The 17,229-nt window shown below is 49.1% G+C and carries 9 protein-coding genes; 3 read left to right on the top strand and 6 right to left on the bottom strand.

Annotated elements, in window-relative coordinates; translation table 11 throughout:
* Nucleotides 1-179: 179 nt before the first annotated feature.
* A complete protein-coding gene (locus C1752_RS09615; RefSeq protein ID WP_110985856.1) occupies nucleotides 180-3,278 on the bottom strand; it encodes a cadherin-like domain-containing protein in 3,099 nt (1,032 codons plus the stop codon).
* 615 nt (nucleotides 3,279-3,893) lie between these two features.
* Entirely contained in the window at nucleotides 3,894-7,223 is a 3,330-nt protein-coding gene (locus tag C1752_RS09610; protein ID WP_110985855.1) for a pre-peptidase C-terminal domain-containing protein, read from the bottom strand.
* Nucleotides 7,224-7,700: 477 nt separating this feature from the next.
* Here C1752_RS09610 and C1752_RS29690 point away from each other — a divergent pair, with 477 nt between their 5' ends.
* The gene (locus C1752_RS29690; RefSeq protein ID WP_274704507.1) at nucleotides 7,701-7,832 is read left to right on the top strand and encodes a hypothetical protein; all 132 of its coding nucleotides are present in this window, start codon (nucleotides 7,701-7,703) and stop codon (nucleotides 7,830-7,832) included.
* A 1-nt stretch (nucleotide 7,833) separates the two neighbouring features.
* Here C1752_RS29690 and C1752_RS09605 read toward each other — a convergent pair whose 3' ends face one another.
* Entirely contained in the window at nucleotides 7,834-10,503 is a 2,670-nt protein-coding gene (locus C1752_RS09605) for a beta strand repeat-containing protein (protein WP_110985854.1), read from the bottom strand.
* 748 nt (nucleotides 10,504-11,251) lie between these two features.
* Between C1752_RS09605 and C1752_RS09600 the strand changes: the two genes are divergently transcribed.
* Nucleotides 11,252-13,645: a tetratricopeptide repeat protein gene (locus tag C1752_RS09600; protein ID WP_158535053.1), complete on the top strand. Its 2,394-nt coding sequence runs from the start codon at nucleotides 11,252-11,254 to the stop codon at nucleotides 13,643-13,645.
* Here C1752_RS09600 and C1752_RS09595 read toward each other — a convergent pair.
* From C1752_RS09595 to C1752_RS09585, 3 genes are all read right to left on the bottom strand, one after another.
* Nucleotides 13,622-13,828 (bottom strand): hypothetical protein, encoded by a 207-nt coding sequence (locus tag C1752_RS09595; protein WP_110985852.1) that lies wholly within the window; start codon nucleotides 13,826-13,828, stop codon nucleotides 13,622-13,624. The genes C1752_RS09600 and C1752_RS09595 overlap by 24 nt on opposite strands.
* A 62-nt stretch (nucleotides 13,829-13,890) precedes the next feature.
* Entirely contained in the window at nucleotides 13,891-14,568 is a 678-nt protein-coding gene (locus C1752_RS09590) for a response regulator transcription factor (RefSeq protein WP_110985851.1), read from the bottom strand.
* A complete protein-coding gene (locus C1752_RS09585; RefSeq protein WP_353962723.1) occupies nucleotides 14,565-16,973 on the bottom strand; it encodes a PAS domain-containing sensor histidine kinase in 2,409 nt (802 codons plus the stop codon). Before C1752_RS09585 ends, C1752_RS09590 begins: the two co-directional genes overlap by 4 nt.
* 62 nt (nucleotides 16,974-17,035) lie before the next feature.
* Here C1752_RS09585 and C1752_RS09575 point away from each other — a divergent pair.
* Nucleotides 17,036-17,229 (top strand): transposase family protein (locus C1752_RS09575; protein WP_146242318.1); only part of this gene is annotated, 194 nt, incomplete at its 3' end.

The following is a 17,229-nucleotide window of genomic DNA, read 5'->3' as shown; positions in this document are numbered from 1 at the left end:
CTCTGAGAGTTGTGCCTAATAGCTGTTAAGTTTTCTAATTTCTAAATTACTTCACTTTTACCAGATTGGATGTTTGTAGATGCTTAGATGACGTGTCTAAGAGAAGAGGCTTGGCCTACTGTTATACATCATGATTATGGAGTGGTCTGTGAGATGCGATCGCAACCCTCAAAAAAGATCTAGCTCACAAGCTCAATATGGCTAGCCGTGAGACCGAAGGCATTGTCTAACTGAGCGAACTGACCCCCTGAACCCAGCCCAGAAGTGGAGCCATTGGTATTAAAGTACAAACTGCCATCATTGCGATTGTAGGTAATCAAAGCGCTACTATTCTCAGCCGCAGTTAGACTACCCACCGAGGCAAATTCCTGCATAGAAATCTCAGTAACGCCTGCACCGCTTAACCCGAAAATGGACTGGCTTAACTGCAGCACATCGTTGCTGGAAAAGTCGGTAATTGTGTCGATACCCAAACGATTGAAGTTCGCATCGAACTGGAACGTGTCAGCTCCAGAACCGCCCGTGAGCGTATCGTTATTCGCGCCACCCACGAGAATATCGTTCCCGCCGCCGCCCAGCAAAATATCAGAGCCAGCTTGGCCTTCAAGCGTATCGTTCCCTGCTTGACCGTTGAGGGTATCGCGATTTTGACCACCCCTGAGGACATCACTGCCTAGTCCCCCGTAGAGTACATCAATCCCAGCACCGCCGATTAGCACATCACTATTGCTGCCGCCCAAGAGCGTATCATTGCCTGTCTGGCCTTCGAGCGTATCGTTGTTGAGACCGCCGACAAGAGAATCGTGACCGCGGCCACCTTGGAGCCAGTCAATGCCGTCACCACCCCGGAGGGTATCGTTCCCTGCGTGGCCTTTGAGAGTGTCACTGCCGCTGCCGCCACTCAGGGAGTCGTTGCCCCTTCCCCCTGCTAGAGAATCGCGACCGCGGCCCCCGATCAGCACATCATCTGCTGCTAGACCCTCTAAGGTATCCCCAAAGGCGCTTCCCACAAGCTGATCCTGGCCAGCGGTACCAATGCGATAGGCCCCCGCCAAGCCTTTAATTTCAACGTCAACGGTGGCCGTATCTGTTTCCCCATCGCCATCGGTCACAGTGTAGGTAAATTGATCTGTGGCGTTTTCCCTAGCCGCAAGGGATGCAAATTGATTATTGGGGTCATACTGAAAGGTGCCATCGCTATTGAGCGTAAGCAAGGCGCCTGAAAGGAGCGTAATTTGAGTGTTGATATCTGCATCGCGGCCATTGACGGCAGAGACCGTCAAGAGATCGCCATTCGGGTCGCTATCTGCTCCATCGCCGTTATCCGCTAGAACGTTGCCATTGACGCGACCGGTCTCATTCACGGTAATGCGGTCATTAGGGGCAACCGGTGCATCACCCACTTCAAAAGTCACGGTGGTGGTTGCGATCGCACTGCTATTGGAATGGGTCTCGCCATCGTCAACAACAAACTCAACGGTTCGTGTTGCACCCGTGGGCGTCAAATTTTGGTAAGTGACGGTCTGGAGGACTTGCTGATAGTTGGCAGCCGTATCGGTGCCGCTGAGGGTGAGGGTGCCTGAATCATAGGTTGCTGTAATATTAGTGCCGGTCGTGATCGCACTGAGGCTCTCGGCTAAGCCATTAGTAAGGTTGGTAATCGTAACCGTGGCCCCTACTATCCTGTCGGAGTTAGCATCCGTAAGGCTGAGGCCAGTCCCCACAATCACCAAGGGATCGCCGATAAAGATGGCTTCGTAGTCAATGCTGGTGGGAGAGGTACTATTATCTACCCCACTCAAATCTAGTTCAGGAGACGCATTGCCGAACACCACATAGCTTTCGCCCGCATTATCGATGCCATCAGGGTCAGCACCGGATGTCCCGAGGATCAAATCGTCAATTCCGTCACCATTAATATCCCCCGCGCTGCTGACTGAACCAATCGCTCTGCCAATGACAAAACCATTGTCACCGTCGAGGCGCCGTAGATCGAGACTGCTATCAAACCCGCTGCTGTTGCCAAATACGACATAGCCCTGGCCATAGTCACGGATAATCAGGTCGTCAATCCCATCGCCGTTGACGTCACCCGCACTGCTGACTAAACTACCTGAAAAGCTTTCGAAACGAGTACCGTTGAGAGTAAAGCCATTGCTGCCATTAAGGGTTGCCAGATCAATGCTGCTGTCAAAACCACTGCTGTTGCCAAATACTACATAGCTCTCGCCATAGTAATTGATGCGGCCATTGACATTGACAAAAGGGGCACCGATAACTAGGTCGTCAATGCCATCACCATTGATATCCCCAGCGCTGCTCACTGAATAGCCAGAGTTAGTATTGGAATCAATACCATTGAGGGTAAAGCCATTGCTGCCGTCAAGGCTTGATAGGTCAATGGTGCTATCAAAACCACTGCTGTCACCAAAAATTACATAACTCTGCCCATTAATCTCTTGACTCTCTGGGTTGATAGCACCAGGTGCACCAATAATTAGATCGTCAATGCCATCACCGTTAATGTCACCGGCACTGCTAACCGAATGACCGACTTGAGCAGATGGATTAAGGCCATCCAGGATAAAACCGTTGCTACCGTCCAGGCTTGAAAGACTGATACTGCTGCTAAAACCACTGCTGTGACCAAACACTACGTAGCTTTGACCCGCATTATCGATACCCTCTGGATCCGCCCTGAAGGCCCCGATAATCAGGTCGTCAATGCCATCACCATTGACATCACCAGCACTGCTCACCGAACGGCCTGACCTATCAAAGGTTGCGATGCCGCTGATAACAAAGCCATTGCTACCATCAAGACTTGCGAGATCAAGGCTGCTATCAAAACCGCTGCTACCAAACACTACATAGCTTTCCCCCGCACTCTCGCTACCATTGGGGTCGGCGAAGGAAGCGCCGATAATCAGATCGTCAATGCCATCACCGTTGACATCACCCGCACCGCTGACCAAGTCACCGGAAAAATCATTTTCATCAATGCCGCTAATAACAAAGCCATTGCTACCGTCGAGACTGGCTAGATTAAGGCTGCTATCAAAGCCGCTGTCACCGAATACCACATAGCTCTCCCCCGCACTCTCGTTACCATTGGGGTCGGCCAAGGGAGCGCCGATAATCAGATCGTCAATGCCATCACCGTTGACATCACCCGCACCGCTGACCGAATGGCCTGAATAATCACTTTCATCAATGCCGCTAATAACAAAGCCATTGCTGCCAGTAAGGCTCGAAAAATCTAAAGATGATTGAGACATATTTTTTGCCTTGCTGACACCAGAAAAAAGATAGATAAGGAGAAGATATATGCAGCCCTACTCAGAAGTATTTCCCTGCCAAAATTGCTTATGCAGCTCTAGTCGAAGCTATTCCCTGACCAAAACGGGTGTGGATTCGACTATGCCAACGTTGGGGAATAAAACCCAAGCAGTGAGAGTTATCTGCCTATTCACTTCTAGGAAGAACTTTGGAGAAGAGCTAAAGCAGGATGTACACGATTAAAGGCATCTCATTGCCGTACCAGACGGTGCTTTATCCGCTCAGAGCTTAATCTGAACATCTGTTGTATAGCTCAAAGATCAATATTTCAGAACGATAAAATTTTTGCGTAGGCCCAATTAGATCCGTGGATTATTGACACCTCTGTCCATTATCCATAGCCAATAGAACCCGAATCCCCCGAATAAGAGTAAGGCTAGCGTTGCCCTACATTTTTGCAAAAATTTTGTAACCCCGCCATTAACTTAGCATGTATCTAATCAGATTTAGTTAGATATATCGTTCTTTACACAATTGAAATTGACTAAAGATAATAGATTCCCAAAAGTCCGAACTTTCAAGGTTGGTAAATGTTGTGTTATGCAAATGACTCTCTATGCAATCAGTTCAATATGATTGGACTTTAGATCAAAAGTATTGTCTAACTGGGCAAACTGGCCTCCCGAACCTAGCCCAGCTGCTGCTCCGTTAGAATTGAAGTATAAGCGGCCATCGTTGCTGTTGTAAGCAATCACTGCTGTACTGCTTTCTGCTGCTGCTAAGCTCCCTACCGTGGCAAATTCGCTAGCGATAATGTTGCTACCTGCGCTGCCGAGCAAACCAAAGATTGACTGACTAAGCTGCAGTACATCGCCATTGGCAAAGTCTGTAATTCTATCGACGCCTAGGCGATTGAAGCCACTGTCAAACCGGAACGTGTCGGCCCCGGTACCGCCTGTGAGCGTGTCATTATTCGAGCCACCCACCAGAATGTCGTCGCCGCTGCCGCCGAGTAAAATATCGAAGCCCGCTTGGCCTTCGAGCGTGTCATTATCGTTGCCGCCATTGAGTTCATCATTCGCAAGGCCACCCTGAAGCAGATCATGTCCCGCATGTCCCGTGAGGATGTCCAAGCCACTGTTGCCAATCAGAGTGTCGTTGCCTGCTTGGCCTGCAAGAACATCGTTATTGCCGCCGCCACTGAGAACGTCGTTATCTCCTCCTCCCTGCAGCAGGTCGCTTCCTGAAGCACCCACCAATGAATCGTCACCGCTGCCGCCAATTAGCGTGTCGCCGCCCCCTTGTCCTTGTAGGGTGTCGTTATCAGCTTCGCCACGCAGGGAGTCGTTACCGCTTCCCCCCTGTAGTTGATCGCCGCCGATACCGCCTGCGAGGGTATCCTGACCACCTTCGCCCAGCAGGGTGTCAATACCGCCGCTGCCGCTGATGTCATCGTTGCCGCTACCGCCGCGTAATAGGTCGCCACCGTTGGCGCCAAATAGCACGTCATTGCCGCCGAACCCGATTAAGGTATCGTCTCCGACACCACCTATAAGCTGATCTGAACCGCCGGTGCCAAGGCGTTGGATACCTTCAAGGTTCTGAGCTAGGTTCAGCGTAATGTCGCCTGTATTGTCGCTGAAGCCATCAACCGCGATGTGATACGTTGTCCCGGCTGTGGCTGAGAACGTTAAGAGGCTCTGGAGATTCGTGCCGCCATCATCGTCTTGCCCTACGCTTGTCAAGCTATTCACTGCATTGCCGGTGAAGACCGATAGGAAGGTATCAAAGTTACTCCCGTTGGTATCGACCGTGACTTCTCCCGTTGCAGCAGCAGTCCAGCTCCACCAAGCTGAGTTGATGGTGCCGCTTTGGGCGGACTCCCCTGCTTCGCCGGTGAAACCGACGTTAGAGCCGGTCACGCTAGTATTTTGACCACTTAGAGCAAGGCGATTGGCGAAGCTATCGTTGTTGGCAAAGTTGAGGTTGAGCGCAATGTTACCTTGATCGCTAGAGACGCCATCTACGGCAATCTGGTAAGTGCTTCCGGCGACCGTTGTAAAGCTGAGCTGGCTTTGATTGCCGTTGCCGCCGTTATTGTTTTGCCCAATGGTCGTTAAGTTATTGACTGAGCTGCCCGTAAAGACAGATAGGAAGGTATTAAAGTTGCTGCCATTCGTGTCAAGGGTGGCCTGTCCGGTCGAGGATGCGGTCCAACTCCACCAGGCTGAGTGAAGAACACCGGATTGGCTAGATTCGCCTGTTTCGCCTGTGAATCCGATGTTAGAGCCGGTTGTTGCTGTGTTTTCACCGGCTAGAACAAAGCGATCTGCAAAATTATCGTTGGATGCAGAACTGGCATTGACTGCAATACTTAAATCATAGAGCTGCACATTGTTAGCGCTGCCCGTTACCCGTACGTAATAGGCTCCCGGAGACAATAGCTGCAGACCTGCAATGCTCTCGCTCTCCCCGGCTGCAGCGTTATTGACGCTCCGTAATAGAGTGCCGCTGCTGTTGAAAACGGCTAGGGATAAATTGCTGAGTGCTTTGGCGTTGAAGAGGGCCTGTGCGCCTTCCTGCGGGCCTTGGTTGTAGGAGGGACCACGGGGATTGAGAATGACGTCAATGGCGGAGGGGCTTGCGATCGCAAATCGATAAAAATCAGTATCTGAGTTGTCGTCGATACTAACGAAGTCGGTCTGATTGGCTGCAACAACGGTGCTGCTATCGGAAGCGTCTGTGCCGATGGAGACCGTCATTCCTGAATTGACAGTCCCTAAGTTGGTGGCTGCAGCAATAGTGTCATTGGATTGGTTATGGTTGCCTGTGCTGGATTCGAGGGCATCACCATAGAGGCGGTGTAAGCCTAGAATGTCGTCAATTTGAGGGCCATCAAAGTCGGTGCTGATAAAAGGCTCGAGCAAAAATTTGGCGTTGTTCGATTCGACATGACTTAATCCCAAGCCGTGTCCCAGTTCATGGGCGAGGGTATTGCGAACGCTGAGAGAATTGTTGTTGGTGTTGGAATAGAAGTTGAAGTTAGAGGTATCAATGACCATTTCCCCGTTGCTGGGGAAGAAGTTGTAGGCCAGAGTGTTGGAACCCGATTCGCCGTCAATAAAGTGACCGCCAATGCGCACATCGCCACGGCTGCCTACAAGTCCTACGGTACTGCCAAATGCGGCTCCGTCATCATTGGCTTCAAAGACATAGTTGACGCCGGATAGGGCACTCCAGCGGTCAAAGACGCTGCTAAAGATCGGTAGCCAGTCTGCCGTGGTGCCGTAGATGTTGTTGAAGAATGCAACTAAGTCACTGTTGGCATCGGGTTCACCGTTGAAGCCAGGAATGAAGGTGCCGTCTGCGACAATGCTCCACGTTAAGGTTGTGGGGTCGCCTTGCTGTAAACCTGAGCCATTGGTTGCAGTAGAGGTCCATCTTGATGAGGCTTGGAATTCTTCAAAGTCATCGTGGTGGTCTTCTTGTAAGAGGCCCGGATTTTCATAGATGGCTTCGAATTGCATGGAGATCCTTGGCTCCACGTCCTGGACTAAGGTTGCGAAGACTTCTCCTTCATCGCCTGTATTGCTTTCTGTGAGCTGGGCATTGAGGGCGTGACCGATCTCTTCTAGCAGCACTGTGGCGATGGCGGCAGGATTGTCGGTGTTGGCGGTCAGAAATTCTGAAGAGAGGTAAATGGTTTGGGCTGCGGGGGTAAAGGCACTGTTGATGTCGCTAGATGAGATGACTTTGATCGTTGAGATGCCGCTGAAGTCACCGGTTAACCATTGCTGTCGAAATTCTGCAGCAGTTGAAGTGTTGAGAAGACTGCCAAAAGCCGTAGTCAAATTGTCGGTGAAGGTTTCGCTGGCAGCAAAGGAGGTCAAATAATCTTGGGCAATTAAAAGAGCGCGGTATAGAGAAGATGCGTTATCTGCCATTAAATTAAATGCCTTTATTAAAGAAGCTGAAAATCAATACTGCTAATGGCTTAGATCTCCTGGATCTGAGCCATTAGTAATAGATTGGGTGGGAAAATTGGCTAGGCCAAACGGATCTAAGTCATACATCTATGACTAGAAAACCTGAGATGATGGCGAGCATCGTTCAGGTTGGAAGGTTAATCTAGCGATTGATAAAAAATACTGAGCTGCTCAAAAAATTATTTAGAAATCAGTAAAAATAGGTAGAGCTGAGGGCTAGCTTTAGGTAACCGTTTTCATCTTAGGCAACGGCTTAGGGTGACAGCCTCAAGAATTTTACTGAAATAAGTTGAGAGTATCGGTTGAAATCTTGGTAAAACTACTGAAGCTATATTCTTCGCTGCAGTGCTAGCTGCAATTTCTTGCTGTGACTCAATGCGCAAATAAGGGGCGCTGTGACCTCGTCGATGGGATGTGTTCTGGAATCTAGGATGTTTGTCTAAGCAGAGGGGGCAAGTTGGAGATGCGATCGCAACCCAAAATCCTCCTGACGACCTTTATCTGATTGTTCAGGTATCCTCTCGGACTATTTATATTGTGGGTAAAAGATGGCCAGCCCAGGGATAAATTAAGCCGTCAGCTCAATATGCTCAGCCATCAAATTGAAGTTGTTCTCCAACTGAGCGAATTGGCCACCTGTGCCCAACCCTGCAGCGGAGCCATTGGCATTGAAGAACAGATCGCCAGTATTGCGGTTGTAGACGATCAGCGCTGCACTATTTTCTGCCGCAACTAAGCTGTTCACTGTAGCAAACTCACTGGCAACAATATTCGTGCCCGCAACACCGCCCAAGTCAAAGACGGACTGGCTTAACTCCAATACATCGTTACTGGCAAAGTCGGTAATCGTATCCGTACCTAGACTATTAAAGCCCGTATCAAAGCGATAGGTGTCAGCCCCAATACCGCCCGTGAGCGTGTCATTGTTGGAGCCACCGACCAGGATGTCGTTGCCGCTGCCCCCTAGCAAGACATCAAAGCCTGACTGTCCTTCAAGGGTATCGTTGTCACTGCCCCCATTGAGAGAATCATTCGCCAAGCCTCCCTGTAGGAGATCATTCCCGGCTGCGCCCGCGAGAGAATCGAAGCCACTGTTGCCCCGGAGGGTATCGTTCCCTGCTTGCCCTTCAAGGGTGTCATTGTTGCCACCGCCACCGAGAACATCATCACCGCCGCCGCCCTGCAGGCGATCGCTTCCCGAAGCACCTATAAGGGAATCATTGCCGCTGCCGCCGAGAAGTGTATCGTTTCCGCCTTGTCCTTCAAGGGTGTCGTTGTTGAGTCCGCCGCTTAGGGAGTCACTGCCGCTGCCCCCTCGAAGTGAGTCAGCGCCATCGTTACCGAGGAGTGTATCGTTTCCGCCCTGTCCTTCGAGGGTGTCGTTATCTAGCCCTCCGCTCAGGGAGTCACTTCCGCCACCCCCTTGGAGCAAGTCAAGGCCAGCGTCACCGAGGAGTGTATCGTTGCCTGATTGTCCCTCAAGGGTGTCGTTACCTAGCCCTCCGCTCAGGGAGTCGCTACCGCCACCCCCTTGGAGCAAGTCAAGGCCAGCGTTACCGAGGAGTGTGTCGTTGCCTGTTTCTCCCAAGAGAGTGTCATTGTCGAGACCACCATCTAGGACGTCAGCACCGTTACCGCCCGAGATCAGATCATCACCCGCTAAGCCTTCTAAGGTATCGTTCTCCGGCGTCCCGACCAGCTGATCGGGACCCTCGGTCGCTCCGCTTCCGCTTTCAAAGCCAAAGATCACGTAGCTCTCGCCTGCTGCGCCATTGCCACCCGGATCAGCATAGGGAGCACCGACAATCAGGTCATCAAGGCCATCACCGTTGACATCTCCAGCACCACTGACGGAAAAACCAGATTGGTCCTCTAGATTGATACCGTTAATAGCAAAGCCATTGCTGCCATTGATATTGGATAAATTGAGGGTGCTGCTGAAGCCATTGCTGTTGCCAAACACCACATAGCTCTCGCCTGCGACAAGATTGCCATTGGGGCCTGCCGCCCTGGCACCAATAATCAGGTCGTCAATGCCGTCACCGTTGACATCCCCAGCACTGCTCACGGAATACCCCGATTGATCGAATGGATCAATACCGCTGATTGTGAAGCCGTTATTGCCATCTAGATCGGATAGATTGAGGGTGCTGCTGAAGCCATTACTGCTGCCAAACACCACGTAGCTCTCACCTGCAGAACTACTGCCATCTGGGTCTGCACCCAAGGCTCCGATAATTAGGTCGTCAATGCCATCACCATTAATATCCCCGGCGTTGCTGACCGATCGACCCGACTGATCCATCGAGTCAATGCCGTGAATGACAAACCCATTACTCCCGTTGAGTGTCGATAGATTGAGGGTGCTGTCAAAGCCACTACTGCTGCCAAACACCACATAGCTCTCGCCTGCAGCATCGTTGTCATCGGGGTCAGCATACATGGCACCAATAATGACATCATCAATGCCATCACCATTGATATCCCCGGCGCCGCTGACGGAGAAACCCGATTGATCAAATGGATCAACTCCGTTAATCGTAAAGCCGTCATTACCGTCCAGATCGGACAGGTTGAGGCTACTGCTGAAGCCATTACTGTTACCAAAGACAACATAGCTCTCACCCGCAACGGTGTTGCCATCGGGGTTTGCTGCCCTGGCACCGATAATCAGGTCATCAATGCCATCGCCGTTGACATCGCCAGCACTGCTCACGGAAACGCCAGATTGATCTGTTGGATCAATGCCGTTAATGGTAAAGCCGTTGCTGCCGTTGAGATCGGAGAGGTTAAGGCTGCTGCTGAAGCCATTGCTGCTGCCAAAGACGACATAGCTCTCACCTGAGTTGTTGCCGTTGGGATTTGCGGCAAAGGCCCCAATAATCAGGTCATCGATGCCATCTCCGTTGACATCGCCAGCACTACTGACGGAGAAGCCAGACTGGTCAGATATATCAATGCCGTTAATGGTAAAGCCGTTGCTGCCATTGAGATCGGAGAGGTTGAGGCTGCTGTTGAAGCCGTTGCTGCTGCCAAAGACGATATAGCTCTCACCTGCAGCATTGGTGCTGTCGGGGTCGGCAAGGTAGGCCCCAATAATTAGGTCATCAATGCCATCACCGTTAATATCGCCGGCACCACTCACAGAGAAGCCAGACTGATCAGATATGTCAATGCCGTTGATGACAAAGCCATTACTGCCGTTGAGGCTAGAAAGATCTAAAGATGATTGCGACATTTTTTTGCCTCTCTGACGCCAAAAATAGAGATGAATAAAAGAGAATTGTAGGAGTTTCTATATAGAAATATAACTCTACTAGAAATAGATGAATCAAATAAAAAATATTCTAGAGATTCAACTTTAAGTTATGTGATTAATCTGCTAATTCTCTTGAAAATAAAGAGCTATAGAAAGGACTGAAGGGCCAGGAAAGTAATTGCGCACGAGGATATCGTGGTAGCGAAAAGAAGCTCCACATAGCCCGATATTCAAGCCATTCATAGCATTGTCTGGATAGCTCGGAGACCGCTTTCCCGAGAATAGGATTTCCCTTCAAATCAAGCTGCACAGGTCAATCCATAGGCCGCAAAGCCAATGCAACGCAACATGTTAAAGCTGTAAGACCCCAAAAAAATATGAGTAAGACCTATAAAACCCCGCGTCTAGGTCATGCTTGTGTTCCCCGAAGATAATCTAACATATATATATCGAGTCGTCATTACTTGGACTGTTTATATATCTGTCATTTTTCTTGTGATTACGAGCTGCTTAAATAGACGCGATATTTATTCACCCGCATCAGTGATGGATCTGCGATTCTTTAAAGGTGTTGGTTGATGATTTAGATGCCCTGTCTTCGATTGAGAACTTTGCTTGGATTGGGGCTGAGAGGCGTGTGCAAAGATTTTCTGTTCTATGAATTTATATTTCAAAATCCATCCGAATATACTAGGTTGAGGAAACGTACGCTGAGGATATGTTATTGATGTCTGCTCCTTTGGATTCTGAACAGTCGCATGATCCTCAGGCCAATGTTCAACAATTGTTTAACCAAGCTGTTCACTGGCATCGTCAGCGTAATTTTTCTCAAGCACTAGAAGTGTATCAACAGGTGCTTTCTCTAGAACCCAATCACGTCGATGTGCGTGTAAATATGGGAAGTCTCCTGAAGCAAATGGGACGCTTGGAAGATGCGATCGCAACCCAAAAAAAAGCCCTCACTCTCCAGCCCAACCGCTCCGACATTTGGTTCAATCTCGGCAATACTCTCCAGGCTCAAGGGAACGCAGCAGAGGCAGAGTCAGCTTTCCGCCAATCGATTCAACTGCAGCCTAACCTAGCCGCAGCCCACTTTAATCTGGGCAGATTACTCCAGCAGCAAGAGCAGCTAGAGGTAGCGGCGATCTGCTATCGAGCTGCTATTTCCCACAACCCCCAGCTCACCCGCGCCCATACCAATTTGGGCAATACGCTGAAAGCCCTAGGCCGGTTCGATGAAGCGGTGCGCTGCCATCAGCAAGCCATTGCACTGTCCCCCAACGATCCTGAAGCCCACTACAATTTGGGCAATGCCCTCTCTGCTCAAGGAAATGACGCAGCTGCAATCCTTGCCTATCAGGAAAGTCTGCGCTCTCGTCCTGAATGGCTTGAGGCCCATCTGCGTCTTGTCGCCCTTCTCCAAGAGCAGAAGAACTTTACTGCCGCTGAACAACAGCTTAAGCAGGCTCGCATTCACCATCCCCAAAATGCTGATGTGGTTACTCGGTTGGCTCTGGTGCTTAAAGCTCAGCGACGGTTTGAAGATGCGATCGCACTTCTAAAACGTTTGCTCAGCCAAAATCCAGCCAATGCCGCAGCCCACTGTAACTTGGGGTCTGTGTATAGCGACCAAGGACGGTTTGAAGATGCGATCGCACATCTGCGCCAAGCCCTTCAACTTGATCCTGACTTAACTCAGGCCCATATCAATTTAGGATTTACCCTCGGTGTTGTGGGTCAAGTCTCGGGTGCGATTACCCACTGTCAAAAGGCAATTGCCCTAGAGCCGGACAGTGCTTCTGCCTATATTAATCTGGGATTTGCCCTCACTGCTCAGGGGCGGATTCCTGAAGCGATTGCCAGCTTTCAGACCTTGTTAAAGCTAGAGCCTGACTATCATCCCGCCCAATCGAATTTTCTTTATGCCCTCAACTACGACTCTAGCTACAGCCGTGACTTTATTGCTGAGGCCCACCGTCGCTGGGGTGCACAGGAACAGGCGAAGGTGACCACCCTGCCCTCTTACTCGATTGATCAGCCGCTCCGCATTGGGTACCTGTCACCAGACTTTCGCCAGCATTCCGTTGCCTACTTTATTGAACCGATTCTCAAGCATCACGATCGTGAGGCGTTTCAGGTTTATTGCTATGCCAACGTCGCCGTCCCTGATGCCGATACGGAGAGAATTAAAGCCCTCGGGCATCTGTGGCGAGATGTCTATGCACTCACGGATGAGCAACTAGCAGATCTGATTCAAGAAGATCACATCGATATCTTGATCGACCTTGCTGGTCATACCGGTAATAATCGCCTGCCGGTTTTTGCCCGTCAGCCCGCCCCGATTCAAATCACCTACCTGGGTTACCCCAACACCACAGGGCTGACGACCATGAACTACCGCATCACTGACGCCTTAGCTGATCCTCCTGGCTTGACGGAGTGTGACTATACAGAGACCTTGATCCGACTGCCCCAGTGTTTTTTGTGCTACCAGCCGCCGCCCAATGCCCCACCCGTCAATAACTTACCTGCTCTCACCACAGGGAACCTCACCCTTGGGTCTTGCAACAATCTCGCTAAGCTATCTCCCCAGGTGATTGAGTGTTGGGCCAAGATCCTGCAGGCGCTCCCTGAAGCCCAACTGCTCATGAAGATGCGCTGCTTAGATGATCCGCCTACCCAGGAGCGATTCTGGCGCTTATTCGCCCAGCATGATATTTCGCGTGAGCGTGTACAGCTCTATGGTCCTCTTCAGGACAGTGCAGAACACCTAGCGTTCTACCACCGTCTAGATCTTGCCCTCGATCCCTTCCCCTACAATGGCACCACCACCACCTGTGAATCGCTATGGATGGGAGTACCTGTGATCACGCTAGCGGGGCAAACTCACGTGAGTCGGGTAGGATTGAGCCTGTTAAGCACTGTAGGTCTAGCGAAATGGGTGACCTATTCACCTGAAGCTTATGTTGAAAGGGTTATAGCTGCCACTCTAGATCTAGAGAAATTGGCAACATTGCGCAGCACTCTACGATCCACAATGGCTGTCTCTGCGCTATGTAATGCAGAAGATCAGACCCGAGCATTAGAACATCTGTTCTCAAAAATTTCGTGCTCCTTGTAGTAAGGCTTTAGGGAAATAGGCAATGAGCTGATGGGCCAGCTTCACTGGGTCTGCGAACGTCTGCCATTTCTTGACCAGCGCTCCCTCCATCACCACTGCAACTGAGTAGGTGCGTTTACGAATATCAATGCCAACAAAGAGGTCTTTGCCTGTGTATGAGCGTTGCCTTAATGAGCTGTTCATAGCAATCTCCTTTGGGACGATTCTATGTCCAAATGAAGCTAGACGACCTGTAATCATTAATCCTAGTTGAGTTTTTTGAGGCAGTAGCCTATACCGCGAATGGTTTTGATTGGATCTGTAGGGACACCTGCTAAGGAGAACTTGCGTCGGAGTAACTTGATGTGGGCCTTGACGGCTTCTTCTTCTGGTTGATCTTCAAAATCCCAAAGTTGATTGAGGATCATTCGACGACTGAGAACCTGGCGACCACTACGCAAAAAAAGCTCAAGTAGCGAAAATTCCTTGGGTGTCAGGTTTATTTCCTGCTTTTGATAGAAAACTTCATGATTGCTAGGATTCAACTGTATGTCTCCCCAGGTTAGGACAGGCATCATTGTGCTAGGACCACGTCGTAGTAAAGCTCGAATTCTTGCAAGCAGCTCTGCTAAATCGATGGGCTTAACAACATAATCATCAGCACCTGCATCTAATCCCATCACCTTGTCAGTACTGCCATCCCGAGCGGTCATCATTAGAATCGGCACCGTATAGCTAGTTTCCCGCAATCGCTTACACACAGTGATGCCATCAAGTTTGGGTAACATCCAATCGAGCAGAATAATGCCGTAGTTATCTTCTGTTGCCTGATACCAGCCCTTTTCCCCATCGATCGCAACATCAACCACATAGCCATAATCATTAAGCGCTTCAGTGAGTACCTCGGCCAGGGAAAAGTCATCTTCAACTAATAGAATCTTCATGAGCTAACGGGTAGATGAATCGTAAATGTAGTTCCAATGCCTTCAACACTCTCGCAGGCGACTTGCCCCCCATGTAAGTCTGAATACCTTTTGACAATGGCTAGCCCCAAACCAGAGCCTTGGACTTTGCCGACATTCTCTCCTCTGTAAAATGGCTCAAATAAATGGGATTGATTTTCTAGAGGAATCCCAATCCCCTGATCTTTGACTACAAATTCAATCCACTCAGATTGGATTGTCACAGAGAAGTCAATGACGCCACCTTTTGGAGAATACTTGACCGCGTTAGACAGTAGATTTGTCAACATCGAATGGAGCAACTTTGGATCACAGAATACTTCTCTATTTGTACCGTCAAGCGCGAATTTAATTTGAGATTCAGACATTTTTTCTTTTTGTTCTTCATACAGTACCTTCATGATTTGAGAACAGAATTTATATAAATTTAGATGTTGGGGGGAAAATTCTACTTTCTCTGCCTCAGTTCTAGCAATTGAAAGAACATTCGTTAACATGCTTCTCAAATGGTAGACACTGCTTTGAATCCGCTGAGTATTCCGAATTAATTTTTCAGCCTGCTCTATGCTTCCATAGTTTTCTATCGTCTGGGCTGCAATTAAAATGACACTCAGAGGCGTCCGAAATTCATGGGATGCCATAGAGAAAAAGCGAAGTTTTAACTCGCTCAGCTCTTTCTCCCGCTCCAAGTCTTGCTGCATCTTCACAATTTTTTTGCGCTCAGTCATGTCATGAGCGGTGACGACAAAGCCACTGAATGCGGTGCCCTCAGACAACTTTTTGATGATCACTTCGAAGAAGCGCCACTCCTCCTTAATGCTTCGCCAGCGTATTTCGGGGATATTCTCCGCTTTCTGTCGTTGTGAAGACTTAGATAAAGCTTTTGTGATCTTGTTTTGGTCATTTGGGTGAAGCCAGGTGACCATTGGCTTACCTATAAAATCTTGAGAAAAATATCCTAAAGTGCTCTCAATCGAGGGACTGATATAGGAAATCATTCCATCCGTATCTAGCAGGATGATGATGTCTGAGGCATGCTCAATCAGGGCACGAAATCGCTGTTCATTCTGTTGCAGAATCATCTCTGTTTGTTTTCGTTCAGTAATATCCCGCTGGACAGAGATCCAGTGGGTAAACCAGCCTGATTCATTGGTAATGGGTGTGATCATCAGCTCAACCCAAAATTCAGAACCATCTTTGCAATAGTTGACTAACTCAACCCTAATCGGCTGCCAAGTTTCTAAAGCGGCCCGAATTTTATCAAGTATTTTGCGATCGGTTTTTGGTCCCTGCAGAATACGCGGGGTCTGGCCGATGACTTCCTCTGACTGATAGCCTGTCAATTGCGTGAAAGCTTCGTTGACATAGACAATACGTGGTCCAGGTTCACCAAACGGTTCTGCTTCAGTGACGATGACTGCATCGTTAGCATTAACTACAACAGATTCAAGCAGGCGGAGTCTATCTTCGGTCGCTTTGCGTTGGGTAATATCTTCGGCAAATCCCGTAATTGTGATTGTTTCCCCCGAATAATCGCTTAAAGGAAAGCCCCGATCTCTAATCCAGCGAATAGAACCATCTGGTCGTATAATTCGATATTGATGATCGAAGCCACCTTGAATTACCTGGTCCATGAAATGTTCCGTGACGCGCTCCCGGTCCTCTGGATGTATCGCCTCAATCCACCTCATAGGATCGTGATATAGAGATTGCCGATCGCGTTCCCAGATGTCTTCATAGGCAGGACTAATATATAAAATTTGCTGCTGACTCGGATCTGTAAGATTGATGCTAGTCATCCAAAAGACTTCACGCAAATTTTCCGTCAGCAATCGAAATATATTTTCGCTTTTCCGTAGCGCGCGCTCCATACATTTACGCGCTGTGATGTCGTAAGTAAAGTATCGATTCTGAGCAAATTCACTGCTTTGTGAACAAGTACTAGAGGAGATCAAAACGTCTTTATTTGAATTGTCTTTGCACTTCATTTGTGCATCGTAATTGCGGAGATTTTCCTGCTTATCTAGGTGCTCAATTACCTTTCTATTCGATGCTAAATCTACGTACAATTCACTAACATGCTGTCCAATACAGTCTTCTTTTTGGTATCCAAGCATCTCTCTTTGTTTGTCGTTCGTCCAAACAATATATCCCTCGCGATTGATCGAGTACATTCCAATCGGTACATCCTCAATGAATGTTGTAAGTTCCTCCTGTTTGTGGACTAACTCCTCCGACAGTTGTTTTTGAGGGGTGATATCAAAGCGAATGGCTAGATATTGCTCTGGATGTCCTTGCTCGTCTAAAAAAGGAATGATGGTCGTATTGACCCAGTAATGACTCCCATCTTTAGCCCGGTTCTTGATGTTCCCCTTCCAAACATGCAGGGCTGTTTTAAATTTCCCGTAGAAAAATTAGGATCATTCACATCACGATAGTGGATTGACCCATGAGCACCCTTATAGAAGAACTGAAACAAGTCCCTGATTTCCGCAAATCCCATGGCAGATCTCACCCGCTGTGGATTCTGCTGCTATTGATGGTCATGGGCATCCTAGCCGGATATCAGGGGTATCGTCCTCTACACACATTTGCCGAAGAGCATCAACATGCTTTGTGTGAACTATTTGGGCTTAAGCAGTT

The organism is Acaryochloris thomasi RCC1774, assembly GCF_003231495.1.
GTDB lineage: Bacteria > Cyanobacteriota > Cyanobacteriia > Thermosynechococcales > Thermosynechococcaceae > RCC1774.
This window is presented reverse-complemented; position numbering and strand designations above follow the sequence as displayed.

Coding starts and splice junctions, on each gene's coding strand:
- C1752_RS09605 (WP_110985854.1), bottom strand. CDS start 10,503: ATGTCGCAATCATCTTTAGATCTTTCTAGCCTCAACGGCAGTAATGGC.
- C1752_RS09610 (WP_110985855.1), bottom strand. CDS start 7,223: ATGGCAGATAACGCATCTTCTCTATACCGCGCTCTTTTAATTGCCCAA.
- C1752_RS09595 (WP_110985852.1), bottom strand. CDS start 13,828: ATGAACAGCTCATTAAGGCAACGCTCATACACAGGCAAAGACCTCTTT.
- C1752_RS09600 (WP_158535053.1), top strand. CDS start 11,252: ATGTCTGCTCCTTTGGATTCTGAACAGTCGCATGATCCTCAGGCCAAT.
- C1752_RS09590 (WP_110985851.1), bottom strand. CDS start 14,568: ATGAAGATTCTATTAGTTGAAGATGACTTTTCCCTGGCCGAGGTACTC.
- C1752_RS09615 (WP_110985856.1), bottom strand. CDS start 3,278: ATGTCTCAATCATCTTTAGATTTTTCGAGCCTTACTGGCAGCAATGGC.